Below are 25,103 nucleotides of genomic sequence, written 5' to 3' on the forward strand. Positions count from 1 at the left end.
GCGTCAGCCGGCGGCGGGCACCTTGCGTTCGAGGCCGTTCAGCAGGAACGACCGCACGGCGTGCACATCCTCGAATAAGGCCCGGGTGTCCGGGTTGCGCAGCCAGTTGAGCCGGAGGCCGTCGAACAGGTAGCGCAGCATCCTCATCGCCGTGTCGGGGTCGGCGAACTCGCGTTCGATCACGGGGCGGAGGAGCTCGATGTTCCGCGCGTTTCGAGCGGCGAACCAGCTGTGTGCGGGGTGGTTCGGGTCGAGGGCCTCGGCTTCGAGTGCGTCGAAACTGCGCTGGTCGTCGACTCGCTCGACGTAGTAGGCGGCGGCGGCGTCGATCAGGTCGGCGAAGGACTGCTCGCCGAGGTCTTCGGGCACGATCGCCGCGATGTCGACCTCGTCGCGGTGCTCGAGCACCGCTTCGAGAAGGGACTGCATGTCGGGGAAGTAGTACATCAGCCCCGGGGCGCTCATCCCACACCGCGTCGCCACGGCGCGGAGGCTGAGGGACCGGTAGCCTTTCTCGGCGATCACCTGGTGCGCGGTCTCGACGATCTCCGCTCGACGGGCCTCGGGGGTCAGGCGACGGGCCACGGGAACCTCCTCAGGGTCTGCTCGGATGAACGCTATCGTGAGCCGTGTGCCTATCTTATAACTGCCAGATTGCTGACGTCGCGCACCCCCAGTTCGCGGCACATTTGGCGCGGACAGACAGAATGGTCTAGCTAACCAAGCGGTCTACGGACATACTGGCGTCTGGAACAGTCACGTCAACCCGAAGGACAACGTCTGTGTACCAGGTTCATAACCCGACCCATGACAGCGCACAGCTGCTCGTCCGCCGTCTCGAGCGCGACCTGCGCTGGGCGAAGGATCGCCGCCGCCAGCACGAACGCGAGATCGAAGAAGCCCGTCGGCTTCTCGAAGCGAAACCGCTCGCGCTCGCGGGCAAGACGCCCCAGGTCAGCCTCGTCGCTCTGCTCGTGATCGCCGGAGGCTACTGGGCCGCGGTGGGTGCGCGAGTGCCCGCCGGGTGGATGACCATCGTCCAATGGCTCGCCGTTGCGCTCCTGCTCGGCGTCCTCGCAGGGGCACTGGCGTCGCTGCTCAGGGCGCGAGCGCGGCGTGCCGCCGCCCGCACGGTGCTGGCCACCCACGCAGCCCGGCTCGCGCACACGCAGTACCACCTCAACCAGGCCGTCCACGCGTACGTCGACGCGCACGTCGAGGCGCGCAACGCCCGCCCGCTCCGCCTGGTCTCGTCGCGGCGAGCGTGACACTCCCGGCCCAGCGTGCCCGATACACCGGGCACACTCGACCGGAACGTGCACCCTCGGCCCCGGCGGGCCGACGCCCACCGGCCTCTTGACGCGCACGCGGACGCGGGTATTGGGTAAGCAGTATCGCCCGCGAGCGCGTTCGGACGTCCTCACCGGTCGACAGGGAGGTCATCCGTGGGCAAGAAGAGCGGCGACGGCAGCCAACAGAAGCTCGGTCGCAAGCAGTATGAGGCCGAGATGGCCGTCCTCCAAGGCGAACTCGTCGCACTGCAGGAGTGGGTGAAGGCGACCGGCACCAAGATCTGCATCGTCTTCGAAGGTCGCGACACGGCCGGCAAGGGCGGCACGATCAAGCGGATCGTCGAGCGCGTGAGCCCTCGCGTCTTCCGCGTCGTCGCGCTCCCGACGCCGACGGATCGCGAGAAGTCGCAGATGTACGTGCAGCGGTACCTGCCGCATTTCCCGGCCGCCGGCGAGGTGGTCATCTTCGACCGGAGCTGGTACAACCGGGCCGGGGTCGAACGGGTGCTGGGCTTCTGCACGCCCGAGCAGTCCGACGCGTTTCTGCGGATGGTGCCCGCGTTCGAGAAAGCGATGGTCGACGCCGGGATCATCCTGCTCAAGTACTGGCTCGAAGTCAGCGAAGAGGAGCAGACCCGCCGGCTGGAGAGCCGCATCAACGATCCGCGCAAGACGTGGAAGCTCTCGCCGATCGACCTGAAGTCGTACAGCCGCTGGTACGACTATTCGCGCGCACGGGACGCCATGTTCGAGGCGACCGACACGGCGTGGGCCCCGTGGTTCGTCGCCGACAACGAGAACAAGAAGCGCGGCCGCCTCAACATCATCAGCCACCTGCTCAGCCAGGTGCCGTACGAAGCTCCGCGGCAGCACGATGTGGAGTTGCCGAAACGCCAGAAGGCCGGCGACTACCGTGAACCGGCCCTGACCGTTCGGCGGATCCCGACCCCGTTCTGAGCACCACCGCCCCGCACCACCAGCGTTGAGGAGGAAGTCATGGAGACGGCAACTGCTGAGACACCGTGGTACTCGATCGCCCCGGATGAGGCCGCCACCCGGCTCGAGGTGGACCCGGCTCAGGGCCTGACGTCGGCCGAAGCCCAGAAACGACTTCAGCAGTACGGCCCGAACGAGTTGGAGGCCGCCAGGCCCGAGCCGGTCTGGCGGCGGTTCCTGAAGCATTACCGCGACTACATGCAGATCGTGCTCGTCGTCGCTGCAGCCGTCAGCCTGGTCATCCATGAATACCGCACTGCCGTGGGCCTCTTCATCCTGACCTTGTTCAATGCGTGGCTGGGCTACCACCAGGAGGGCAAGGCGGAGGCGGCCGCGGCGTCCTTGAGCACGATGATGAAGTCGATGGCCAAGGTGCGCCGCGACGGTGACATCGTCGAGATCGAGTCCTCCCAGATCGTCCCGGGCGACATCGTCGTCGTCGACGCCGGCGACCGGGTCCCCGCCGACGGGCGAATTATCCTCGCCGCGACGCTGCAGATCGAGGAGGGGGCGCTGACCGGCGAGAGCGTCGCGGTCGAGAAGGATGCTGCCACGATCGACCATCCCGATGTCGGGATCGGCGACCGCCTCGACATGGCGTTCATGAACACCAACGTGACGCGCGGTCACGGCGAGATCCTTGTCACCACCACCGGGATGGGGTCGGAGGTGGGCCACATCGCCGGCCTGCTCTCGGAGCAGAAGGTGGAGAAGACCCCGCTCACCAAGCAGGTGGACCGCCTCACGATCTTCATCATCATCGCCGCGCTGTTCGCTTTCGTCGCCATCGTGATCATGGGCCTGGCCCAGGGCAACTCGTTCGCGGCGCTGTTCAGCATCGGCGTGGCGCTCGCCGTCGGCTCGATTCCGGATGCGCTCCCTGCCGTCGTCACCACGATCCTCTCTGTCGGCTCGATCAACATGGCGAAGCAGAACGCCATCATGAAGGTGCTGCCGGCCGTCGAGACGCTGGGGTCGACCTCCGCGATCAACTCCGACAAGACCGGCACCCTCACCCTGAACCAGATGACGGTGCGTGAGATCTCGACCGTGCGGCACCGCTACACGGTGACCGGTGAGGGCTACAGCTTCGACGGCCAGGTGCAGCTCACGAGCGGCGAGGAGGAACGCAACCTCGATTTCGTGATGTACCCGTGCGCGCTCTGCAACGACTCCGACATCACCGACGGCCAGGTGGTCGGCGATCCGACCGAGGGTGCGCTGTATGTGCTCGCCGAGAAGGGCGGGGTGGATGTCCGCGAGTTCCGCAAGAACAACCCGCGGGTCGCATCCGTGCCTTTCGACTCCGACTACAAGTTCATGGCGACGTTCCATCGGATGCCCGGCGATGACGGCCTCCCGGTGATCCGCGCGTACGTGAAGGGCGCGCCCGACGTCCTGCTCAGCAGGTCATCGACGGCACGGATGTCAGCCGACCACAACGAACCGTTCACCGACGGGATGCGCGCACAGGTGCTCGCCGAGAACGAACGCATCGCCGGCCAGGGCCGTCGCGTGCTCGCCCTCGCGCAGCGCGAGTTCGACGCAGCGACCTTCGACCCGTCCGGCGACATGATGGCCCTGATGCAGGATCTCGAGCTGACCGCGCTGATCGGTGAGGTCGACCCGCCGCGGGCCGAGGCCGTCGCCGCGATCGGGGAGGCGAGACGGGCGGGCATCCGGGTCCGGATGATCACGGGCGACCACGCGGTCACGGCGGCCGCGATCGCGGATGAGCTCGGCATCGAGGGTCGGGCGGTGACCGGCGCCGAGTTCGCCGCGATGAGCGACGCGGAGGCGGACGCCACGGTGGACAGCATCGGCGTGATCGCCCGGGTGGCCCCCGAGCACAAGGTCAGGCTGGTGGAGGTCCTGAAGCGCAAGGGCAACATCGTCGCCATGACCGGCGACGGCGTGAACGATGCGCCCGCGATCGCGGCCGCCGACATCGGCATCGCCATGGGCATCACCGGCACCGATGTCGCCAAAGGCGCCGCAAAGATGATCCTCGCCGACGACAACTTCGCCACCATCATCGCTGCGGTCAAGGAAGGCAGGCTCGTCTACGACAACCTGCAGAAGTTCATCCGCATCCAGGTCGCCAACCTGTACATGTTCATCCTCGCCTTCATCGGTTCGAGCGCTTTCGCGATCGCAGGCACGGCGCTGCTCAGCCCCGCACAAGTGTTGTGGATCCACCTCGCGATCGTCGCGCCGATCGGCGCCGTGATGGGCCTGGACCTCGCGACGCCGGGCATCATGGACCGCAAGCCCCGCCCGTTCAACCAGCCGATCATCGTGCGGTCGATGATGGTTCGGCTGCTCGTCGACGGACTGTACATGGCGGCGGCGACGCTGATCATCGTTCAGATCGGCAAGACGACCTACGGCTCGCTCGAGGTCGGCCAGACGATGGCGATGGTGGGGCTGGCGGTGATGAACATCTTCCTCGCGCTGAACCTGAGGTACCCGGAGGAGAGCGCCTTCGGGTCGTCGACCTTCAGCAACCCGAAGCTGCTGTGGGCGTTCGGCTGGGCCCTGCTCGGCTCCATCCTGATCACGCAGACGAAAGCGCTCCAGGGGGTGTTCCACACGGTTCCGCTGTCCGCGACGCAGTGGGGGATCTGCATCGTGCCCGGTGTCGTGCTGCTACTCCTCGGCGAACTGCTGAAGGTGATCCTCCGGGCCCGGCGGCGTCGCCAGGCCGCCCGTCGCGCCGTGTGAGCTACGAGCTCGTCGTCAGGGTGTAGTGCCCGGATGCGCATCCGCTGACGCTCCAGCCGCCGGGCACCTCCGTCAGCTCGACGTTCGTGACACCCACCGTGTGCACCACTGGCCTGCTCGCGCCCGGAACCCACACGTCGAGTCCGCAGGCGCGCCGGTCGGCCCGCCCGGCGAGCAGGATGTCCGAGCCCTGCGCTGCGAGCGTCGTGATGCGTCCGGGCGCCGAGCGGGGGTAGGCCCGACCCAGAATCCGGAGCAGGTCGTCGCGGGCCGGGCCGTCTCCGCCGGTCGCGCAGTTCTGCACCATGATGCCGTTTCCGGTGTCTCCGATGCCGTTCTGGGGGTCTCCGCAGGCCTGCTTCCACACCCAGTAGGCGCTGCCCAGGGCACGCGCATCCTCGGCTTTCGCGTAGCGGGTGAGGCGCGCATCCACGTCTTTGACGTCACCCCAGTAGCCGTACTCGCCCGACCAGAGCGGCACGCCGTATTCGTCGGCGACGCGCTGCGCGAGGCCGAACTGGCGTTCGAGCCCGACGATCGCGGGGATCCCGAGCGACCGGTCCATGGTGATCGACTCGGCGTAGAGGTGCGGCGAGAACACGATGTTGCGGTCGCTGGTGAAGCCCGGCGTCGGGCCGCTGTCGAAGCCGAGCCCCGACCAGAGGATGCTCGGCTCCACGAACACGATCTGCGGGGCGCCGGATGCGCGGATCGCCTTGATCGCCCGGTCGTAGAACTGGCCGAGCTGGTACGACGTCGTGACCGGCGCCGTCTCGCCGAAGCCCGGCTCGTTCAGCAGATTGTAGCCCGCGACCGTCGGGTCGTCGTGGAAGGTGGCGGCGAGCATCCGCCAGGTGCGGATGAGCGCGCTCTGGACGCCCTCGGTGTCGAAGTAGAAGTTCTGGAACGCGCGGTCGCCGGCGGGGGAGATGTCGCGACCGGTGAACTGGCAGCGCGGTGCGCCATCCGTGATCGTCGCCCACGCGGGTGCGCCGTCGTAGCCCCACATCGGGTCCGTGCCCGGTCGGCAGGAGGTGCCGTCCGGTGTCGCTCCGTTCCACCAGCCGTCCTGGTGCATGTCGAGCACCACGTATACGCCGTGCTCTTTCGCCCAGCCGACCGCCTCGGTGATCCGTTTCAGGTAGGACTCGTCGAACTTTCCGCGCGACGGCTCCAATGCCGACCACGACAGGTTCAGCCGCACGACGTTGAACCCCTGCGCGGCGATGCCCGCGAAGTCGCGCTCGGTGAGCGGACGGGTCGCGGCCACGCCGGCGCGCGGCTGGTAGAAGTCCACGAGCTGGTTCACGTTGACTCCGCGCAGCAGCACCTGGTTTCCGTGGCCGTCGGTGATGATTCGCCCGTCGGCGCGGAGGAAACCAGCGGGGGCGGATGCGGCGGATGCGGCGGATGCGGCGGATGCGGCGGCTGCCTCCGGTGTCGTCACCGGCAGCGTGAGCGCCGCGATCACAGCCACTGCAGCGGCGGATGCGGCGGCGAGCCGCGGCACCCGTGACCAGCCTCGGGCGCGCATCCGGTCGGCGACGATCGCGCTCACGCCGACGATCCAGCCGATGCACGCGCCGAACGCGAGCCCGTCGGAGACGGCGACGTAGGAGCCCATCAGGGGCCACAGGTCGCCGTTCAGGCCCCCGTCGACGGCGAAGGCGATGACCGCCTGTACGAGACCGACCACTCCGCCGGCGACGAGGGCCGCGAGCCATCCGCCCAGCAGGCCGGGGACGCGGGCGCGCATCCAGCGGACGCAGAGTGCGGTGGCGGCAGCGATCAGGAGCATGGCGACGATCACGGACACAGCGCCGCGGTCGGGCCGGGCGGCCGGAACGCCGGGTGCGTACACGGCGCCCGTCCACCACACCCCGGAGAGCACCGGGGCGACGACCGCGAAGACTGCAGCCGGGATCCAGACCGAGCCCGCGGCGGCGGTCTTCCGCGTGCGGAACAGCGGCCATAGCGCTCCTGCCGGGTACAGCTCGCGCCTCGTCGGGCCACCGAACCAGCGGGCGAACGCCGCGACGATGAGCGCGGCCGGGATGGCCTTCGCCGTCACGTAGCCGGCGGACCACGCGGCGACAGGCAGGTTCCCTGTCATGACCAGGCACGCAGCGGCCTGCGCCAGCAGTACCGCGAGGACCACCCCAGCGGTGAGGGTCCAGAAGCGGTCGCCCGCGCCTGCCGCCGCCCACCACACCACACCGAGCAGCACCGGTACGAACACGACGTACGGAGCGAAGGGCCACACGCCGGCCTCCAGCCGCGGCTGTGCTCCGGACCAGCCGACCAGGGCGAGCAGGCCGGTGGGGTCGGCGAGCGCCTGGACGATGACCAGGGCGAGCATGGTGGACACCGCGACAACGGGACGTCGGACCGACTTCATGACACTCCATCGTGACAAGGTGGTTGTGATCGGTCGATTGTACATAACTATCGATCGATCGATCGGACGGTGCTACGCTGCTCGAACGCCATAGGGGAGGATGTGCATGAGTTCGTCGGCCGCGCCACCATCCGTTCGACGGGTCGCATCCGAGCGGATCGTCCTGCCCGACGCGATGGCGACACCGGATACGCGCGGCAGAATCCTCGAGGCAGCGCTCGGCTTGTTCGCCGAGAGAGGCTACGCCGGAACCTCGATTCGCGACATCGCCGGTGCAGTGGGGATCCAGTCGGCGACGCTCTACGGGCACTTCCCGTCGAAGGAGCACATCCTCGCCGAACTCGCCCAGGCCGGGCACGAAGCGCACCGGCGCAGGCTGGCGGATGCCATGGCCGGCGCAGGCGCGGACCCGGTCGACCAGCTCGCCGCGCTTGTGCGCGCCCATGTGCTGTTCCACACCGAATTCGCGATGCTCGCCATCGTCGCCAATGCCGAGCTCGAGGCGCTGTCGCCCGAACTCGTCGCCGGCTCGATCAGGCCGCGGTCCGAGACGGAGCGGCTCTTCACGGGGACGATCGACCGCGGGATCGAGCTCGGGCGCTTCAGCACCCCGGATGCGTGGCTCGCCGCTGCCGCGATCGGCGGCATGGGACTGCGCGTCGCCAGCTGGTTCGGCCCAGGCGCCCGGATGACCGCGGATGCGGTTGCCGACACCTACGTCGAGTTCGCGCTGCGCATCCTGGGCGCCTCGCGGTAGCCGCTCTCGCCGGGCGGTCGCGCTGGACGCACCGGCCCCTCGCGCTGGACGCACCGGCCGCTCGCCGCACTACTTCGGCCGAGCCGCTGCGCTCGCCGCACTACTTCCTTCCCACCGCACGTGGTCTACGTAGTGCGCTCGGAAGTTACTAGTGCGGGGAGCAACCCCGGTCGATGCGCGCGACAACAGGTGACGGAACGCGTGCGACGAGCGTCGCAGAGCGGAACCGCGGCCACGCGCCGCGGTCAGACGCGCGCGGGCGACTCGGAGGGGATGAGGATCCAGAGCGCAATGTACGCAATGAACTGCGGCCCGGGAAGCAGGCACGAGAGCAGGAACAGGATCCGCACGGTCGTCGGGCTCCAGCCGAAACGCTGGGCCAACGCCGCACAGACGCCGCCGATGATGCGGCCGTTGATGGGTCGGTAGAGAGTGTTCATGGTTCCAGCCTGCTCGGGATGCGGCGTGGTGGCTATCGGGGAAACCCCCCAACCGACCCTGAATCATCCGTTCAGCGCCTAACGGCCGCGCTCCGGGGTCGCCGGTCGGGTCGGTACCGGGGTCGGAGCCGGTGCCGGAGGAGGACCCGTGCTCGTGTAGACGGTGACGCTCTCTCCCCGGTACACGGACGAGCCGGCCGCGGGCAACGTTGCGTGGACCGTCCCGCTGGGCTCGCCGCCATCCTGAACCCCGCCATCCTCATAGTTCAAGCCGATCGCCTCAAGCGCGTGCTGGGCTTCTGCGATGGTCGTGCCGGTGAGGTCGGGAACCGCGATCGCCTTCCCGAGCCTGAGCGATGCCGGTGGCGCCGCGAAGGCGTCACCGCCGTATTTGGCCACCGCGGCGCCCATCACAGCTCGCATGACCGACGTGCGGGCCCGTGCGGGTGTGGTGCCGTGGGTGGGATAGATCCTGCGCATGTCGGCATGGCCGTCGATGTTGCCGACCCAATAAGCGCCGGCGACTTTCGTCGTCGCCGCGACGAGCCACAGCTGTTCGTTGCCGTCGGTGGTGCCCGTCTTGGCGAGCATGTCCGTGCCCGTGGGATTCATCCCGGCGGCCGTGCCGTACGAGATGACCCGTTGGAGCGCATACGCCATCGCTGCAGCGATCTCGGGCGCGACCGACTGGGTGCATTCGGATGTGGGGGCGGGGAGTTTCTTGCCTGTCGCGTCGACGATGGCGTCGATCGCGATCGGCGTGCAGGTCTTGCCACCGTTGGCGATGCCGGCGAACGCCGTCGCCATCGTGAGCGGCGAGACGTTGTTCGTGCCCAGCACGCTGGCGGGGTTGGTGTCGAGGTCGCCGCCGATCGCAGGGTGGACGCCGAACGCTTCAGCCGTCTTGCGGATGTCGCAGAGGTCGAGCTCCCGCGCCATGGCGACGAACGCCGTGTTGATCGATTCGGCGGTTGCATTGAGCACGCTCTGGTGTCCCTCCTCCCCAGGGGCGTCGTTCACCGGCTTCCAGGGCCCGCCCCACCCTCCGCCGCACGAGTCGGTGAACGTGGACTGTTGATACGTGCGGATGTCAGCGTTGACGGTCTCACCGAGGGAGTGTCCGTTCTTGAGCCACTCGGCCAGGGTGAACACCTTGTAGGTCGACCCGACCTGGAAGCCGCCCGACCCCCCGTAGGCCTGGTCGGTGGAGTAGTTGACCGACGTGTATTGCGCACCGGTGCTGAGCACATCCGGGTCCTGACTGTACTGCTTGTTCTGCGCCATGTAGAGCACGCGGCCGTTGCCAGGCTGGACCCCCACGAGCGCGCCACCGAGGTTCGCGTGTTCGTAGGTCGGCGGCACGTAGCTCGCGATCGTCTCTTCGGCCGTGTGCTGCAGTTCCAGATCGAGTGTGGTGTGGATCTTGTAGCCGCCCCGCTTCAAGTTCGATGCGCGCGTATCCGGGTCCGCTCCGAAGGTCGGATCGTTCAGGATGGTCTTCTGCACGAAATCGCAGAAATAGGCGGCGCCCCCTGCGGTCTGGCAGCCGCGTACCGACGGCGTGATGTGTGGTTCGACCGGGGTATCCACGGCGGCCTTGTGCTGGGCCTCCGTGATCTTCTTGTGCTCGAGCATCTTGCCGAGGATGTAGTCCCGGCGCTGTTTGTTGGCCGCGTAGCCGTTCGCGGCGCCGTTGGTCGTGCTGCCCGGATCGTCGATCTTGAGACCCGTCGGCTCGTTGACGATGGCGATCAGGCTCGCGGCCTGGGCGACCGTGAGGTCCTTGGCCGTCGTGCCGAAGTAGTAGCGCGCGGCGGCCTCGATGCCGTACACCGATCCGCCGAACCCTGCGATATTGAGGTAACCGGTGAGGATGGTCGCCTTCGAGTACTTCTTCTCGAGGCCGATCGCGTACCGGATCTCCCTCAGCTTGCGTTCGGGCGTGACGCCGGTGGATTCGTCGACGCACTCCTGATACGCGGCCCGCTGCTCCGTGGTCTTGAGCGGCAATGCTTCGCATTTCTGCAGCAGCACGTTCTTCACGTACTGCTGGGTGATGGATGATCCGCCCTGCACACCACGATGCGTGACGGTACTGAGCGCGCCGCGAAGCGTGCCGGGGACATCGATGCCGCCGTGCTCGTAGAAGCGCGGGTCCTCGCCCGCGATGGCCGCATCCTTCGCCGCGACCGAGATCTGGTCGAAGGTCGCCGGCAGGCGGTTCTGCGAATAGAAGGTGGCGAGGGTCACCTCCGCGTCGCCGTTCTTCGCATAGATGGTGGTGGGCTGGGCGAGCTCGTCGATCGTCAGGTACTCGGGGAGGCCCTCGAAGATGCCGAGCGTATGGCTCGCGGCCCCGCCGACGACGCCGATGGCCGGGGTCACAGCGATGGTGGCCAGAATTGCCGCTACCGCGCTCATCCCGATGAAGGCGGCGAAGGCGCCGAGGGCTCGAAATGCTCGTCTCATTAGTCCATGCTCCGCACTGAGAATCCGCGAACTCGTCCGTTTGCCGTGATTTGAGTACTCCGGGCACAAGAGTTCAGTAGTGGATGCCCTTGCCTTAAGTAGTCGGCCCGTCCGTGCCGCGTAGAGTCGCACCTGTGCAGCCGCTGCCCTTCGATGTGCTCCCGGCGAAGATCGTGTTCAACGCGCTGATCTTCCTCTTCGCGGCGTCAGAGGTGGGCATCCGCGTGGTTTCCTTCCGCAACCGCGATGCCGGCGCCCGCGAGGTCGCCAGCCTGATCGTCGTCGCCTTCGGATTCGTGATCGGCATCGTCGGCGCCATGCTCATCGCGGGCAAGGTGACGGCGGCAGCGATACCGTTCGGCCGGGAGGCGTTCTTCGTCGCCGGATGCGCGGCGATGGTCTTCGGCATCGCCTTCCGGGCCTGGGCGGTGATCACGCTCGGACGCTATTTCACCGTCGTGGTGCGGGTGCTCGAGCATCAGCCTGTCGTCGATCGCGGGCCGTACCGCGTACTCCGGCATCCGTCGTACACCGGCCTGTTGTGCACCTGCCTCGGCATCGGGTTGGCTCTCGGCAACTGGCTGGCCCTGCTGTTCGCGGTCGTTCCGACGACGATCGCGATCGTCTACCGCATCCGCGTCGAAGAGCGTGCGCTGCTCGCCGGCATCGGTGAGCCGTACCGGCAGTTCAGCGCGACGAGATACCGCCTCATCCCGTACATCTGGTAGCCGTGCGCAGGCGCGTCTTTCGGAGGAGACTATCGCCGTGAAGGCTGCACGCGCCTGGGTGCTGTCGGCCGCTGCGATCCTCGTCGTGGCGGGCGCGACCGGGGTGGGCGCCGCGGTTGTGGGGCGCGCGCCCGATGACTCGTCGATTGCTCAGAAGACCTGCTTCTCTGCGGCTTCTTTCGAGAGGTCGTTTCCGGTGCGGTTCAGTGACATCGTCGTGGTCGACGGATCGCGCACGATCGAAGCGTGGGATGCGGTCCAGGGCTGGGAGAGCCACGCGACGATCGCCCAGCAGATCGCGTTGTCGCACGACGTGAGCGCGTTCGCCGACCTGAGGTCTGCGGTCCTGGCACGGGGCACCCGCGTCGTCGCGGCGCTCATGGGCGAACTGTACGGGCCGAAGAAGGCGTACGTACTCTGCATGGTCGCCGTCGTCGACCACAAGGTGACCCGCGGGCCGCTCATCGAGTACACGACGCCGCAGTGAGCTGCATCCCAGGCCGCCCCCAATAGGAGGGACCATTTGCGGTATGAGGCGAATTTCGCCCGATGACGCGCCGGCCTCGCAGAACACTCTCCGAACGATATGCGAAAATACGAAGGTATGGTCTGCGTCTGCAGCCATCGACCCGCGGTATAACACCTCACAGGGAACGGCGCGACTACGTGCGAGCCTTGCCGAAGAGCTAGCTCTTGCATGGTTTCTGGAGCGTCTCAAGGGTCGTATCATTCATCGTTCGACGGCAAATGCCATGGCAGCGGGACTGGAGTTCGGAAGTGAATCGGGATCCCCTTCGTCCTGCAGGCGTACATGAAAAATAGAGGACAACGACTTCTCGGTGGGATCGCTTCGTCGGCGGTCTCACGCGGTACCGCCGCCATCGCCCCGATCATCACCGTGCCGGTGGCCCTCACCGCGCTGGGAGTCGAGGGCTATGGCGCATGGTCGGCTGCCCTCGCATTGACCGCGTTCACGGCATTTGCCGACCTGGGAATCGGTGCCGGCCTGATGACCCGCCTGTCAGCATCTATCGCAAGCGGAGACGTTGTCCGATCCCGCCGGTTGGTGTCGTCTGCGTACACCGCCCTTGGTCTCGTCGTCACGTTGGCGCTGATTCTCCTATGGGCATCGAGTGCGTTCGTTCCGTGGGCGAGGGTCGTGGGCGGTGTTGGCTCGGAGGCAAACGGTGAAGTTGGGGCTATCGCCCTCGTGACACTCACTGGCTTCATCCTTAACGTCATTGCAGGGCTGATCGTTCGAGTCCAGTACGCGGCCCAAGAAGTCGCTCGTTCGAATCTCTGGCAGGCGAGCGGAAGCGTCGCCGGGATCATCGCTGTTTTGGTCGCGGCTTCGCTGGGAGCAACGGGCGCCGTGTTTGTTGCGGTAGCCGCGTTCGTGCCCATTCTGGTTGCCGGGATGAACGCGGTCCTGTTCTTCTCTGGAAAAGTGGGGAAGCAGTTCCGGCCGTCCGTTCGCGACTTCCATCTATCGACTACCAGGGACCTCGCGTCTATCGGTGGGCGGTTCCTCACGATCAGCATCACAATGTCGGTCGCGCTGGGTGTGGACAGTTGGATCGTCGCTCAGACCTCGTCGCTGAGCCAGGTCCCTGAATATGCCATTCCGGCCCGGGTTTTTGCGATGGTGGGAACCCTTGTCTCGGTTCTCACCATTCCGCTCTGGCCAACCAGTGCCGAGGCGCTCAGCGCTGGTGACACCGCATGGGTCCGTCGGACGGCACGACGTATGACAATGATCACGCCAGCTATCGTTGGCGCCGCGTCAGTGATCGCGGTGGTCGCGGCACCATTCGCGTTCAACGTCTGGCTGGGCGGTAAGGTCCCGATCGACTTCTTTTTGCTTGCCGGGCTCGCCCTCTGGAACGTCGTGCAGGCGTGTGTTGCGCCAGCCTTCATGGTGCAGAATGCTGCCGGAGTGCTCCGTCCCCAGATGATTGGCTATGCAGTCTTGCTGGCGATATTCCCCGTGAAATGGATAGTCGCATCAACCCTTGGCTTTGCGTGGCTACCGCTGGTCACATCCATCGCGTATGTCCTGATCATCTGGCCGGCCGCCTGGGTCGGCTATCGGCGAGCGTTGAACAGACCATCTGAAGTAGCGGCCCCGGTCGAAGCGGCGGCCCTGTGAAGCCGCTCGAAATCGCTTACGTAAGCTCATACTCATATGCAAGCGGAGCAGCTAACAACACCCGCACGAACGGGGTAATTCGGTCGCTGGAGTTGGCCGGGCACCGCGTCCGACAGATGGGTGGCGACAGCGACGGCCTGCGGCCAACGGGTTGGATGCGAAAGACGATTGCGAAAATCCCCGCGCTCCGGACGTTGGGGATGGGCTCCGATGTGAGCTCGTGGCTGAGCGGGCTGAACCCCACGCCAGACGTGGTGTTCGTTTACGGTGCCGACCCACGCTTCCTGCGGCCAGCGCGAAGGTGGGCTCGGAGTCGTAAGATTCCCATCGTTGTCGAGGTGGTCGACTGGTATGAAATCCGCGACGGCGTGAACCTGGGCCAGAAGTTCTTCATTGGGCTGACGAATCTCTGGTCGATGCCACGGGAAGCCGCGCGGTGCGATGCTGCGGTCGTTGCAAGTACCGCGCTCGAGGACTACTTCCGCGATCGCGGGCTGGTTTGTCTTCGCATCCCCGCGATCATGGACACGATCAGTCCGACGCATCTCGGATCACAGCCGCGCGCGGGCGCCCTGAGCCTCATCTACGCGGGCACACCGGGACGACGGGACCGGAAGACGCTCGAGAACATCGATCGCCTGACCGACAGTTCGGCGATGGCCGGCCTGAATATTGAAATTGATGTCATCGGCGTCGAATCCCCTGAGGAGCCCGCGCGACGCAACGATTCGACCGTGAAGGTTCGGTACCACGGGAGAGTGCCCCGCGAAACGGTCCTCGCGCTCACGTCCGGCGCAGATTTCACAGTTCTGCAGCGTGATCCTGCCCGGCGCTTCGCAAGGACCGGGTTTCCATCGAAGATCGCCGAGAGCCTCCTGCTCGGAACGCCTGTTCTGTCCAACTTGTCGAGCGACCTGCGCGAGTTTCTCCGCGACGAGGAGAACGCCATAGTTCTGGCCTCGGATTCATATGACTCGCTGGTCGACGGAGTAGTGCGAGCAGCCCAGTGGATGGATTCGGTCGAGCCGGACCGACAGAAGATCGCCGCTGATTCACGCGGCGTATTCTCGCCGGACGCATACGTCGAAGCGTTATCAGAATTGCTAGGTTTCGTTGTCGAGGGCGGGAAGAAATGACATCGGGCCGGAGTCCCTTGTCTAATTAGTAGTTCGAAACGGCGGGGATCTCCGATGCCGGTGTAATGGCGAAACGGGCCACACCGGCGTGTGGTTTAGACACTTTCGCACGTGGGCTCACGAATGCGTCCAGCGTTGGGACGACAATGCCTCCCGACGAGTCGGATGCCGCGAGCACGCTGATTCGGGAGAAGATCGCAAGAATCATCCAGGCGGTCGGTGTCGCCTCCCATGCGCCAGAGAAATAGGCGGGAGCGGACACTGCCAAGAGTGAGCCGATCACCAGAAACCGGACACGCTTCTCGACACTGCGCGTACCGGTGACAAGAATTGACCAGAGCAGGGCGACGAACAGGCCGACGCCAATTATCCCCAGCGCGGAGCCGATCTCAAGGAACACGCTGTGAGCGTCGACGCCCCACGGATTCGACGCACGCATGGCCCACATGCCATTGCCAACCCAGGGGCTCGAGTTCCAGAGTTCGCGTGCGATTGGCCAGAGACTGAGCCTGCCGGACAACCCTCCTCCGCCCCGCGAGCCGAAGTCCAGCAAACCCATCACAGGATCGAGCAGTCCTGTTGTAATCCCTATCGCTATAGCGGTGAGCGTCACAGTCAGCAGCCTGATGGGTGGGGTCCTAAAGGTTCTGCAAAGCAGCAACCACGCCAGCAAACAGACGACGCCCAACTCTGCACCGCGCGTGCCTGTCAATTCGATGCCAACGATGATTGCAGCCCCGACCCCGACAAGTCCGAGCTTCGCGGTAAACGAATTCTCCTTTGTTTCCCAAAGGAGCACGATCATGGCGAATCCGGCAGCGAGTGAGTACCCAACATAGTTCGCATTGAGTTGATCAGCCGAGTATCGGCCAACACCGGCCGAAGAGATAGCGCTCCAGTTCGACACCACCGTCACAATTACAGTGATCAAAAGGCCAACCAGGTACGACCAGGCCAGGAACCGCAGCTGACGGGTTGACTTGATGAGGTCCTGTACGCCTAGGAACATGACCAGTAACGATATCCAGATCAATACGTCTTGATGGGCAAGCGGGTTGATCGCCCATTTCGAGGACAAAGCGATCCATCCACCGAATGCGATCGTCAACCAGATCGTGGACGACACGCGGAACCGGGCCGGATTTCCGGTGAGCCAAAGCGCGACCGCCAAATACGGCCCATACTTCACCAGCGCGCCTGGGTCCATGGTCGAGAAAATGACCATCAGCGCAGCCAGCCAGGTTCTCAGACCTAGTAGCTTGCTCCGGGTGTGCATGCTCACGAGAATATCAGCCACGATGTCTAAGGTTCGGCGGTCGTCGGGGCTTCGGCTTCGGGGTTCCAGAGCCGGAGGAGGTCGTCGGATTCGTAGAGTTTCGCCAATTGCGCATTGGTCCCGGAAGTGCCTAGGTTCTCGTTAGACAACTTCTGTGCTTGAGTCCCAGGGATAGCTCGGATGGGGACCGCGCCTTCCGTCGATTGTCCGATGAGAAGTCCAACGCGGTGTGCCCGATTGTTGAGCCACGCGTCATCGGAGGTCGGGGCAACGCTCAAGAACCGGTCTCCGTCAGTTGCCAGAACGTGATTGAAGCTGACCGGAAATACCGTGCCGGAACCTCCCATGAAGTAGTTCTCGCGTCTGAGGATGGTGTCGTGAGCAGTGGGCCAGTCCTCGTAAGGAATCAGTTTTGAGTCAGCCACTGCTGGTCGCTTCACCCATGCCGAAATGACGGCGCTGCGCCCGGAGGCCGTGAATCCCTCCCAAAGGTCCCGGTACCACGTATGCGGATAGAGGAGGTCGTCGTCGGCGATGATGAGCGGACGAGCTGAGAGCTCAGAGTCGTGAACGAAGTGGAAGTACTTCTTGTGCGAGCGTAGGGATGCGTTCGCCGACCGCAGTTCAAGCCCACGGCCGACCAAACGTTTTAGTGTGGGCAACTGCCCGGCGGCCTCGTACTGCTCCGTATCGACCCAGAGGATGATTCTGCTTGGGCGCATGTGTCCTGCAGCGATCGACTCGATGGCGATATGTACGGTCCGAAGTCGTCGCCCGTAAGTCGTAATCGAAACTACTCCGTCGGTTCGGGGAGAGGTGATTCCTCGCCGGCCGAGTCGATTGGTCGTTGCGTACCCTGCTCGCAAGAACCATCCCACCGCGTTCCTCAGCGCGAACGCGGAGAGCTTCTTCGGAGTGACACGCCATTCGCCTCGATCGTTACGCAGCCGCACTTGGACTCTCCATGCGCCAACCCTACTTCGACGGCCAGGTGGCGCAGTTCAGCGTTCCCTGAGTGATCGTCGTCGGGCTGACCGCGGGCGTCACCTGAGCCGCAAGGGCGCGCTTGTCGGCATGATCGGCAATCAGGTCGAACGTGATCGTCTGGGTCTGGCCAGGCATGATCGTCACGCGGTCTTGGGCAGCGGTGTACTCGCCGTCCGTGCCTGTGAGTGGGGCTTCACCGCCGTTGCTGACCTTGATGGCCGCCACCTTGTACCCATGCGGAGAATAGGCGGTGACCCCGAGACGGATATGACCGTCTGCCACTGTCACATATCTCGGCAGGGTGGCGCCCGCGTCGGCGGCTGCGGTGTTGGTCAGCTTCACGGTGATGCGAACATCCGTCGGGCCGCCTGCTTTGCAGGTTGCCTGTGACAGGTCGACGTTCTGCTTCAGAAAGTAGGCCATTTTGGATGGGGTCATGTCACGGAAGTAGACGCCGAACGCATCCGTCGTTGCGGTGCTCTTCGGTGGCGCCCCGTAGAAGCTGGACTTCTCGATGACGGCCTGTTCGGCCTTGTTGGAGCTCCACAGAAGGATGCGGTGCTCCTTTGACGCCGTAGCCACGAAGCTCGCAAGTGCCTTGGGGTCGATGCCGCCGTCGAGGAGCTTGCTCATCACCGAGCCGGCGACTGCCTGGTTGATGAGGTCGACGGTCGCGGCATCATGCTTCTCGTATAGACCGAAGAGGAGGGTCTGAACTGCGTTCGCGCTCGTCAGCTGGGTTCCATCGATCAGTGGGACCGGTCCGGTAACGGCGAGGAAATGGCTGAGCGCCACCGTGTCCACCGCGATCATGCCATCGATCTGAATGCCCTTGGCCTTCATCCACATGGCTTTCGCGATGTCGAAGGTCAGCGGGAACCGGGGGGTCTCGGTGAGGTTCTGCACGAAACGGCCGAGGCTCGTCGGGTACAGAGCACTCGCGTCCGCAGGCACCGAGATCACCGGGCTGTCAAACATCGGGAACTCGGCCGGTGCGGCAGACGATTGTGCAATCAGCTTGATCGCGCCCTTGTCGACGTTCATCACGGCCATCGAACCAGTGGTGCCGCCGGCGGGCATCAGCTCACCGTTGTTCTGGAAAATCAGAAGATAGTTGCGTGGGCCGTTCGCGCCGAGCACGCCAGGCATGATGGCGAGGACGGAATTCGCCGAGTGAAGCTGAGTGGATGTCGAGGCGAGCATCGTCTGCAGCTTGGTCTTGGCGGCGACCACCTGGCTGAGCGTCCCGCTCGTGTCGACGCCGTTTACCGCAGTCAACGCCTTGTCGATGGCACTGGATGCGCTGGTGAGGGCAGGAATGATCTTCTCGATCGTTGTCACGTCGATGCGCCCGTTGTGTGGTTTCAGGGATTCGAGCGAGAGCGAGCTGCTTACCGTGACCAGGGGATGGACTGCTCCGGTGACGACCGCATCCGTCTCGTTCGCGAGAATGCGAACCGCGGCCAGGTTGCGACCGAGAACAGGCACGACCTCGGCGAATCGCCAAAGGGGATCGCTCGTGAGCTCACGCGCGCTCGTGACTTTGGGTTCGAGTTTCGCATAGGTGGCCTTTGCGCCTGCGCCGTTCTGAGCCAGAACCTGAGATTTGAGCGTGCTGATCAACGGCGTGGAACTCTGAAGGTCCTGCTTTGCCTGCAACGCACGAACGCTTACCCACGATGCGCATGCGACGAGGATGAGGACGAGAGCGATGATAAGCCAGAACCACCAGCGCGAGTAGAACCGGCTGCGCCGACGTCTGCGGTGCGCGGCGGCATAGCGTCGCGCGATGCGCGAATCGGCTTCAGAAGACATTCGACCATTCAATCAGAGGGAAGCTGAACCGCCGCTGTTGGCGGGTGTCCCCCATTTGGCCAGAATGCCATTTTGGTAAGGTTCCTAAGGCAGCGGGCCAGCTCGGCACGTACTCGCCGGTCAAGAGGTCAGGAAAAAATGGAGAGTTCCGCGCCCAAAGCAGTCGTCGTCGGCCAGGGTTACGTCGGGCTTCCCGTCGCGATGCGCGCGGTCGAGGTCGGGTATGACGTCATAGGTGTCGACTTGGACACCGTCCGCATCGCGAGCTTGCAGGATGGCGTCTCATATGTCGACGACATCTCCGCAGATGTGTTGAGGGATGCGCTGGCCGGCGGAAGGTACCTGCCCACGGCGGACTACGAGCACACCGCTGATTTCGATTTCGCCGTGATCACCGTACCAACGCCGCTCCGGGAGAGTCTCCCCGACTTGACGTTCATCGAGGAGTCATCGCGATCGCTAGCGAAGAAATTGAAGCGCGGCGCGACAGTCGTGCTCGAGTCGACGACTTACCCTGGCACGACTGAAGAGCTGATGGTGCCTATCCTCGAGGAAGGATCAGGACTCACGGCAGGCGTCGACTTCTTCGTCGGCTACAGCCCAGAGCGAATCGACCCGGGCAACCGCACGTGGAACTTCGTGACCACCCCGAAGGTCGTATCCGGTATCGACGCTGCCTCACTTGAAAAGGTTCAGGGATTCTACGACGACCTCGTCGAGCGGACCGTCCCGGTCAGTTCGCCGAAAGAGGCAGAGCTGACCAAGCTTCTCGAAAACACCTTCCGCCACGTAAACATAGCTCTGGTGAACGAGCTGGCGATCTTTGCCAACCAGCTCGGGGTGAATGTCTGGGAATCGATCGAGGCAGCATCGACCAAGCCCTTCGGGTTCATGAAATTCACTCCCGGTCCAGGAGTCGGTGGACATTGCCTTCCTGTGGACCCGAGCTATCTCTCTTGGCAGGTCCGCCGCAAGCTCGGACAGAACTTCCGGTTCGTCGAGTTGGCGAACGATGTGAATGACCACATGCCTGACTATGTGGTGCAGCGACTCATGGCGATGTTGAACGGCGAAAAGCGTGCACTCAATGGTTCACGCATTGCCTTGATCGGACTGTCCTACAAGCGGAACTCTGGCGACATTCGCGAATCCCCTGCGTTGCGATTGATCGAATTGCTCGACGAGTACGGAGCAACTCTCACCGCGGTGGACGGCCATGTCGAACCCAACCGTTGGCCGGCGAAAGTCAGCCGAGCCGATGATGTCGCGGCTGCGATCGACGGGGCGGATGCCGCCATTCTCGTTACTGACCACGATGATCTTGACTTGACGAGCCTCGGGACGGCGATCCTGCCGGTCCTGGACACCAAGAACCGCCTTCGAGGTCCGAAAGTCGTTCGGCTCTGATCACTCGCCCGTTGTCGCCAGGCGCGACGCAAGGAGTTCCAGTACGTGGGGATCACCCGGCTGAGCGCGCCATTTTGCAAAAGCCTCGCCAGCCCGTTCACGCGCGATGAGGCGTTCTGCCGGCGATAGTGAGGCGTAGTCGTCGAGGGCGGCAGCCCATACCTCACCGGATCGATCGAGAACCCATCCGCCGCCATCTTCCAGAAGAGCGTTCCACGGCGTGTGAGGGCTGCACATGACCGGACAAGAGGCCGACAACGACTCGGCAATCACATGTCCGAAGTTCTCACCCGCTGTCGGCATCAGCAGCACTTCGTAGCCCGAAAGTGTCGAGCGGATGTCTGCCGGGTCGAGCATCCCGAGCAGGCGAACCGACGCGTTCTCCGGGAGCTCGCTTATCAGTCGGCGGCAGAACTCGACGTATTGCGGATCTTCGGTCGGCCCGTAGACGTCGAGCTCGATTGTCGACTCCACCTGCGAGAGGGCTTCTAATGCGATATGCAGACCTTTGTGCTCCACCAGGCGACCCAGAAAGGCTGCCCGAAGCCCAGGTGCGGCTCCAGAAGTGATTCTTGGCGACAGAGCGGTTTGAGGAAGAAGTGTCTCGTTCTGTCTAATAAGGATCGTTGATTGACCGCCCCATAGCCGACGGATGTCGTCCGCCTCAAATTCCGACGACGCGTGCCAGTACAGACCGCGATGGAGGCCGAGCGCTCTGTAGACGCTGAGGAAAGTTCTCTTCTTGAGCGAACGTCGACCCAGTGCGTTCAACCCGAACTCGCCTCGGGGTGCGAGAAGTCTGACGGTGCGACCCCAATACCTGACACGCCAAAGTAGTTGCGGCAGGATTGAGAACTTGAAGTCGAAGAAGCCGTTGAGATACAGCACTTCGGGGTGACGGGATTTCAGGGCCCGGTAGCCGCGAAACAGCCCTCTGATCGAAGTGGCCGACGCGTAGTAGACGCTCGCATCATGATGTTTCAGCCACTGGTCGCTCCTAACGGGCAAGCGGTCCCTTGAGCCGAGATCGTGGTCTGACGTGAGCACGCTCAGCGGGAAGCCGCTCGGGGCCGCCTCGACTAACGCCTCCAGGGTTCGAATGGGTCCTCCGCCGAGCTTTGCCGGCGGAAAGAGGGGGGCGAAAAGGGCGACAACTTGCGACTTCATCGGACGCCTAGTCGGTCCAGGCCCGCATTTGCTCGCGCGTTAGTTGTGCGTGGGTTCACCCTCGGATCCCTGCCCGTTCATGGTGACGAGTTGCCGTCGACATGATGAAGGAGACAGTTCGCCATGCGGTGTCGTCGATCTGATACTCCGCGGGGATGTCGGGAATCGAAGCCAGCTCGCGGCGGGCGAGAACAAGCTTCACACCAGCCAACATGTCCGAGCCGCGCACACCGACGGTCAGGATCGATCCGGTGTCCAGCGCCTCGGGCCGCTCGATCGAGTCGCGCAGTGTGACGGCGGGGAAGCCCAGGATGCTCGACTCCTCGCTGATCGTCCCGCTGTCGGAGAGCACCAGCTTCGCCGACTGCTGCAGTTTCACGTAGTCGTTGAAGCCGAAGGGCGGGTGGAACAGCAGTTTTGATTTCAGGTCGTCCGGTTGGGCTTCCAGGCGCTTGCGAGTTCTTGGGTGCGTCGACACCAGAACGGGCACGCCATACTCGTCGGCGAGCAGGCCTAGGCCCCCCAACACCGAGGCAAGGCGCGCGGGGTTGTCCACGTTCTCTTCGCGGTGCAGGCTCACGAGGAAGAACTCACCCTCAGCCAGCCCCTGACGCTGAACGACGTCGCTCGCCGCGATCGCCGACGCATTTGCTTCGAGCACCTCGCGCATAGGCGAACCGGTCAGGAGGATGCGTGACGGGTGGATGCCCTCGGCGAGCAGGTTGCGTCGGGCGTGCTCGGTGTAGACGAGGTTGTAATCAGCCACATGGTCGACCATGCGACGGTTGACCTCTTCGGGCACGTTCTCGTCGAAGCAGCGGTTGCCCGCCTCCATGTGGTAGACGGGAATCTTCATCCGTCGCGCCATTAGGGCCGAGATGCAGCTGTTGGTGTCTCCGAGCACAAGCATCGCATCCGGTCGCTCCTCGGCGAGCACAGCCTCGACCTTGGTAAGGACCGAGCCGAGCACGGCGCCGAGCGAGCTCGTGTCCGCACTGAGAAAGTGGTTCGGCCGGCGCAGGCCGAGATCTTCGAAGAAGACCTCGTTGAGCTCGTAGTCGTAGTTCTGGCCGGTGTGCACGAGCACGTGGTCGGTGAGCCGATCGAGAAGCTTGATCGTCGCGGCCAGTCGGATGATCTCCGGTCGTGTGCCGACGACGGTGAGCACCTTCAAACGCTTGTTGGTCATACTGGCTCCGCAATCGTGTCTGGGCGCTCGGGATCGAACAGCTCGTTCGACCAGAAAGATGTGTACAGGTCTGCTTCGCCGACGTTCGTGATGTTGTGTGCCCACATCGTCGGCATGTCGATGCTCGCAGGGGACTCGCCGACCACACGAAACTCGTGGACTTGCGTCGAGAACAACTTGCGCAGCTTGATGGTCGCCTCGCCCGACAGAACGGTGAACCGCTCGACTTTACGGCGGTGATAGTGGTCGCCGCGAGTTACCCCGCTGACCGTGGTCGAGAACGAGCTCTGGCCGGCACCGCCCTGGGAACGGACGATCTCGAAGAACGACCCGCGGTTGTCCGCGTGACGCTGCAGCGAAATCGGCGTTCCCTCGGGGAAAGCTGCTGCACGGTAGGTGTTGAAAAGGTCACGCTCGAACGGGTGCGCAATGTCGGGGATCTCGCCACCGCGCGAATACACGCTCGCGATGTCGCCGAGCCTTGCGAGGAGGCCGGTCACCGTCTCGCGTTCCTCCAGATCGGAGAGCTGATCGGCCTCGACGAACCCGAGGAGGGCATCCGCTGCGTTCTGCGCGTGCAGGAGCGACAGCTCGCGGTCTTGGTCGATCACCGGACGCCCGCCGGTGGCCAGCAGGTGGCTGAACGTGGCGACGACCGAATTGTAGAAGGGGCGGCCGTGCTCGCCGAACAGGTTCGGCAGGCGCAGGTCCACGAAGGTCGCGCCCACACGTTCGGCAGCGCTGCGCAGGATGTCGGCCGCCACTCGCTTCGCGGTGCCGTATGCGCTGTCATTGTCGGCCTGGATCGAGTTGGCGAATACGACGACGGACGGTGCTGGTGCCGCCTGCTCAAGAGCGCTCGCGAGCTGCTCGGCGAAGCGGACGTTCCCACCGACCACTTCTTCGTCCGACGCGCGATTAACGCCGGCGACGTGGATGAGGCGGTCGGTCCCAGAGATGGCCCCAGTTGCAGCGGCAAGGTTGAAGCCGTCTCCGACAGCGATGGTCGTAACCGGGATTCCCTGCGCGTGAGCGGCGCAGCGGGTATGCCACCCGAGGAATCCGTTCGCTCCGGTCAGTGAAACGCTGGTCACACGGCATCCGATCGCTCAGGCGTCAGGCCGGCCGCGAAGAGCTCCTCCTGGACTTCGGGCAGACCCAGCAGCATGTCTTCGACCTCGCCGACCGACAGGCGCACAGTGGTGTGGGAGTCGTAGTCGCTGTACTCGGTCTGCTTCGTATCGCCTTCTTCGACGTAGACACTGTAGTTGAGGTCGCGCTTGTCGGCCGTGATACGGAAGTACTCTCCCATGTCAGTTGCCCGTGAAAGCTCCTCGCGGCTCGCCAGAACTTCGGACACCTTTTCTGCATGGCGCGTGCCGATCACGTTGATGTCGGCCTTCACGCGGAACAGGTTCGACAGGGCCTGGGCGAGATCGCCGATAGTGCATGACGGAGCCTTGCGGATGAAGAGGTCGCCCTGCTCGGCGTTGACGAAGGCGAATTCGACGAGGTCGACCGAATCTTCGAGCGACATCATGAACCGCGTCATCGCCGGGTTGGTGACGGTCAGACGCCCGCCGGCCCGGAGCTGCCGGATGAACAGCGGGATGACCGACCCGCGGGAGTACATGACGTTGCCGTAGCGAACGCACGACACGACGGTCTCAGCATGAGGGTTGTTCAGGCCATGCGACTGCGCGACCTTCTCCATCATGGCTTTTGTCATTCCCATGGCGTTGACCGGGTAGACCGCTTTGTCAGTGCTGAGGCACACCAGTGACTTGACGCCCGAGGCCTCGGCCGCCCTGACGACGTTCTCGCTGCCGATGACATTCGTCTTGACGGCTTCCATCGGGAAGAACTCGCACGACGGCACCTGCTTCAGTGCCGCAGCGTGGAAGACGTAGTCGACGTCCTTCGAGGCACGCTCGACGCTCAGGTAGTCGCGCACGTCGCCGACGTAGAAGCGGACGCGCGAGTCGCCGAGCTCGTGGCGCATCAGATCCTGTTTGGCTTCGTCACGGCTGAGGATCCGGATCTCGGCGACATCGCGCGTGAGGAGTTTGCGCGCGACAGTGTGACCGAACGAACCGGTACCGCCGGTGATCAGGATTCGCTTGCCTGCGTAGTCCGTCGTAGTCATTCCTTCTCCATGCTTGTTGCGTGATTC

20 protein-coding genes are annotated in these 25,103 nt (G+C 64.5%); 9 read left to right on the forward strand and 11 right to left on the reverse strand.

The genetic code is table 11. The features are described from left to right. Positions 1-3: 3 nt before the first annotated feature. On the reverse strand, positions 4-585 hold the full coding sequence (locus tag G3T36_RS06110; RefSeq protein WP_163288654.1) for a TetR family transcriptional regulator: 582 nt from the start codon (positions 583-585) through the stop codon (positions 4-6). Between the two features lie 197 nt (positions 586-782). On the opposite strand from G3T36_RS06110, the gene G3T36_RS06115 reads away from it, so the two are divergent. The 3 genes from G3T36_RS06115 to G3T36_RS06125 all read left to right on the forward strand — a co-directional run bounded on the left by G3T36_RS06115 (position 783) and on the right by G3T36_RS06125 (position 5,012). Next, the gene (locus G3T36_RS06115) at positions 783-1,268 is read left to right on the forward strand and encodes a hypothetical protein (protein ID WP_163288655.1); all 486 of its coding nucleotides are present in this window, start codon (positions 783-785) and stop codon (positions 1,266-1,268) included. Positions 1,269-1,445: 177 nt separating this feature from the next. Continuing rightward, the gene (gene ppk2, locus G3T36_RS06120; RefSeq protein WP_338031480.1) at positions 1,446-2,249 is read left to right on the forward strand and encodes a polyphosphate kinase 2; all 804 of its coding nucleotides are present in this window, start codon (positions 1,446-1,448) and stop codon (positions 2,247-2,249) included. Between the two features lie 39 nt (positions 2,250-2,288). Then, positions 2,289-5,012, forward strand: a complete 2,724-nt coding sequence (locus G3T36_RS06125) for a cation-translocating P-type ATPase (protein WP_163288656.1) — start codon at positions 2,289-2,291, stop codon at positions 5,010-5,012. A gap of 1 nt (position 5,013) precedes the next feature. Here the strand turns inward: G3T36_RS06125 and G3T36_RS06130 are convergent, their stop codons facing one another. Next, complete coding sequence (locus G3T36_RS06130; RefSeq protein ID WP_163288657.1) at positions 5,014-7,410, reverse strand: glycoside hydrolase family 5 protein; 2,397 nt, start codon at positions 7,408-7,410, stop codon at positions 5,014-5,016. A gap of 106 nt (positions 7,411-7,516) precedes the next feature. Between G3T36_RS06130 and G3T36_RS06135 the strand changes: the two genes are divergently transcribed. Then, positions 7,517-8,167, forward strand: coding sequence for a TetR/AcrR family transcriptional regulator (locus G3T36_RS06135; RefSeq protein WP_163288658.1), 651 nt, complete (start codon positions 7,517-7,519; stop codon positions 8,165-8,167). A gap of 245 nt (positions 8,168-8,412) precedes the next feature. Here G3T36_RS06135 and G3T36_RS06140 read toward each other — a convergent pair whose 3' ends face one another. Further along, on the reverse strand, positions 8,413-8,607 hold the full coding sequence (locus tag G3T36_RS06140; RefSeq protein WP_163288659.1) for a PspC domain-containing protein: 195 nt from the start codon (positions 8,605-8,607) through the stop codon (positions 8,413-8,415). Positions 8,608-8,685: 78 nt separating this feature from the next. After that, positions 8,686-11,076 (reverse strand): transglycosylase domain-containing protein, encoded by a 2,391-nt coding sequence (locus G3T36_RS06145; protein ID WP_163288660.1) that lies wholly within the window; start codon positions 11,074-11,076, stop codon positions 8,686-8,688. Positions 11,077-11,210: 134 nt separating this feature from the next. On the opposite strand from G3T36_RS06145, the gene G3T36_RS06150 reads away from it, so the two are divergent. From G3T36_RS06150 to G3T36_RS06165, 4 genes are all read left to right on the forward strand, one after another. Beyond that, positions 11,211-11,804, forward strand: coding sequence for an isoprenylcysteine carboxylmethyltransferase family protein (locus tag G3T36_RS06150; protein WP_163288661.1), 594 nt, complete (start codon positions 11,211-11,213; stop codon positions 11,802-11,804). Between the two features lie 37 nt (positions 11,805-11,841). After that, a complete protein-coding gene (locus tag G3T36_RS06155) occupies positions 11,842-12,291 on the forward strand; it encodes a hypothetical protein (protein WP_163288662.1) in 450 nt (149 codons plus the stop codon). Positions 12,292-12,615: 324 nt separating this feature from the next. Continuing rightward, positions 12,616-13,953, forward strand: coding sequence for a lipopolysaccharide biosynthesis protein (locus G3T36_RS06160; protein WP_163288663.1), 1,338 nt, complete (start codon positions 12,616-12,618; stop codon positions 13,951-13,953). After that, the gene (locus G3T36_RS06165) at positions 13,950-15,089 is read left to right on the forward strand and encodes a glycosyltransferase (RefSeq protein WP_163288664.1); all 1,140 of its coding nucleotides are present in this window, start codon (positions 13,950-13,952) and stop codon (positions 15,087-15,089) included. Before G3T36_RS06160 ends, G3T36_RS06165 begins: the two co-directional genes overlap by 4 nt. Positions 15,090-15,114: 25 nt before the next feature. On the opposite strand, the gene G3T36_RS06170 is transcribed toward G3T36_RS06165, so the two are convergent. The 3 genes from G3T36_RS06170 to G3T36_RS06180 all read right to left on the reverse strand — a co-directional run bounded on the left by G3T36_RS06170 (position 15,115) and on the right by G3T36_RS06180 (position 19,167). Continuing rightward, complete coding sequence (locus G3T36_RS06170; RefSeq protein ID WP_163288665.1) at positions 15,115-16,386, reverse strand: O-antigen ligase family protein; 1,272 nt, start codon at positions 16,384-16,386, stop codon at positions 15,115-15,117. Positions 16,387-16,391: 5 nt separating this feature from the next. Further along, the gene (locus G3T36_RS06175) at positions 16,392-17,087 is read right to left on the reverse strand and encodes a hypothetical protein (protein WP_163288666.1); all 696 of its coding nucleotides are present in this window, start codon (positions 17,085-17,087) and stop codon (positions 16,392-16,394) included. A 253-nt stretch (positions 17,088-17,340) separates the two neighbouring features. Then, complete coding sequence (locus tag G3T36_RS06180; protein WP_163288667.1) at positions 17,341-19,167, reverse strand: DUF4012 domain-containing protein; 1,827 nt, start codon at positions 19,165-19,167, stop codon at positions 17,341-17,343. 138 nt (positions 19,168-19,305) lie between these two features. On the opposite strand from G3T36_RS06180, the gene G3T36_RS06185 reads away from it, so the two are divergent. Beyond that, on the forward strand, positions 19,306-20,574 hold the full coding sequence (locus G3T36_RS06185; protein ID WP_163288668.1) for a nucleotide sugar dehydrogenase: 1,269 nt from the start codon (positions 19,306-19,308) through the stop codon (positions 20,572-20,574). Here G3T36_RS06185 and G3T36_RS06190 read toward each other — a convergent pair whose 3' ends face one another. Genes G3T36_RS06190 through G3T36_RS06205 form a run of 4 tightly spaced genes read right to left on the reverse strand, consistent with a single transcriptional unit; the run spans position 20,575 to position 25,076 of the window. After that, positions 20,575-21,741, reverse strand: a complete 1,167-nt coding sequence (locus tag G3T36_RS06190; protein WP_163288669.1) for a glycosyltransferase — start codon at positions 21,739-21,741, stop codon at positions 20,575-20,577. 55 nt (positions 21,742-21,796) lie between these two features. Then, positions 21,797-22,930 (reverse strand): non-hydrolyzing UDP-N-acetylglucosamine 2-epimerase, encoded by a 1,134-nt coding sequence (wecB, locus tag G3T36_RS06195; RefSeq protein WP_163288670.1) that lies wholly within the window; start codon positions 22,928-22,930, stop codon positions 21,797-21,799. Further along, positions 22,927-24,024: a polysaccharide biosynthesis C-terminal domain-containing protein gene (locus tag G3T36_RS06200; RefSeq protein WP_163288671.1), complete on the reverse strand. Its 1,098-nt coding sequence runs from the start codon at positions 24,022-24,024 to the stop codon at positions 22,927-22,929. The genes wecB and G3T36_RS06200 overlap by 4 nt, the downstream gene beginning before the upstream one ends. Beyond that, entirely contained in the window at positions 24,021-25,076 is a 1,056-nt protein-coding gene (locus G3T36_RS06205; protein WP_163288672.1) for a polysaccharide biosynthesis protein, read from the reverse strand. The genes G3T36_RS06200 and G3T36_RS06205 overlap by 4 nt, the downstream gene beginning before the upstream one ends. Positions 25,077-25,103 lie beyond the last annotated feature (27 nt).

The organism is Leifsonia tongyongensis (genome assembly GCF_010686705.1).
Lineage (GTDB): Bacteria > Actinomycetota > Actinomycetes > Actinomycetales > Microbacteriaceae > Diaminobutyricibacter > Diaminobutyricibacter tongyongensis.

Coding starts and splice junctions, on each gene's coding strand:
- G3T36_RS06125 (WP_163288656.1), top strand. CDS start 2,289: ATGGAGACGGCAACTGCTGAGACACCGTGGTACTCGATCGCCCCGGAT.
- G3T36_RS06130 (WP_163288657.1), bottom strand. CDS start 7,410: ATGAAGTCGGTCCGACGTCCCGTTGTCGCGGTGTCCACCATGCTCGCC.
- G3T36_RS06135 (WP_163288658.1), top strand. CDS start 7,517: ATGAGTTCGTCGGCCGCGCCACCATCCGTTCGACGGGTCGCATCCGAG.
- G3T36_RS06140 (WP_163288659.1), bottom strand. CDS start 8,607: ATGAACACTCTCTACCGACCCATCAACGGCCGCATCATCGGCGGCGTC.
- G3T36_RS06145 (WP_163288660.1), bottom strand. CDS start 11,076: ATGAGACGAGCATTTCGAGCCCTCGGCGCCTTCGCCGCCTTCATCGGG.
- G3T36_RS06160 (WP_163288663.1), top strand. CDS start 12,616: ATGAAAAATAGAGGACAACGACTTCTCGGTGGGATCGCTTCGTCGGCG.
- G3T36_RS06175 (WP_163288666.1), bottom strand. CDS start 17,087: ATGCGCCCAAGCAGAATCATCCTCTGGGTCGATACGGAGCAGTACGAG.
- G3T36_RS06180 (WP_163288667.1), bottom strand. CDS start 19,167: ATGTCTTCTGAAGCCGATTCGCGCATCGCGCGACGCTATGCCGCCGCG.
- G3T36_RS06185 (WP_163288668.1), top strand. CDS start 19,306: ATGGAGAGTTCCGCGCCCAAAGCAGTCGTCGTCGGCCAGGGTTACGTC.
- G3T36_RS06190 (WP_163288669.1), bottom strand. CDS start 21,741: ATGAAGTCGCAAGTTGTCGCCCTTTTCGCCCCCCTCTTTCCGCCGGCA.
- wecB (WP_163288670.1), bottom strand. CDS start 22,930: ATGACCAACAAGCGTTTGAAGGTGCTCACCGTCGTCGGCACACGACCG.
- G3T36_RS06205 (WP_163288672.1), bottom strand. CDS start 25,076: ATGACTACGACGGACTACGCAGGCAAGCGAATCCTGATCACCGGCGGT.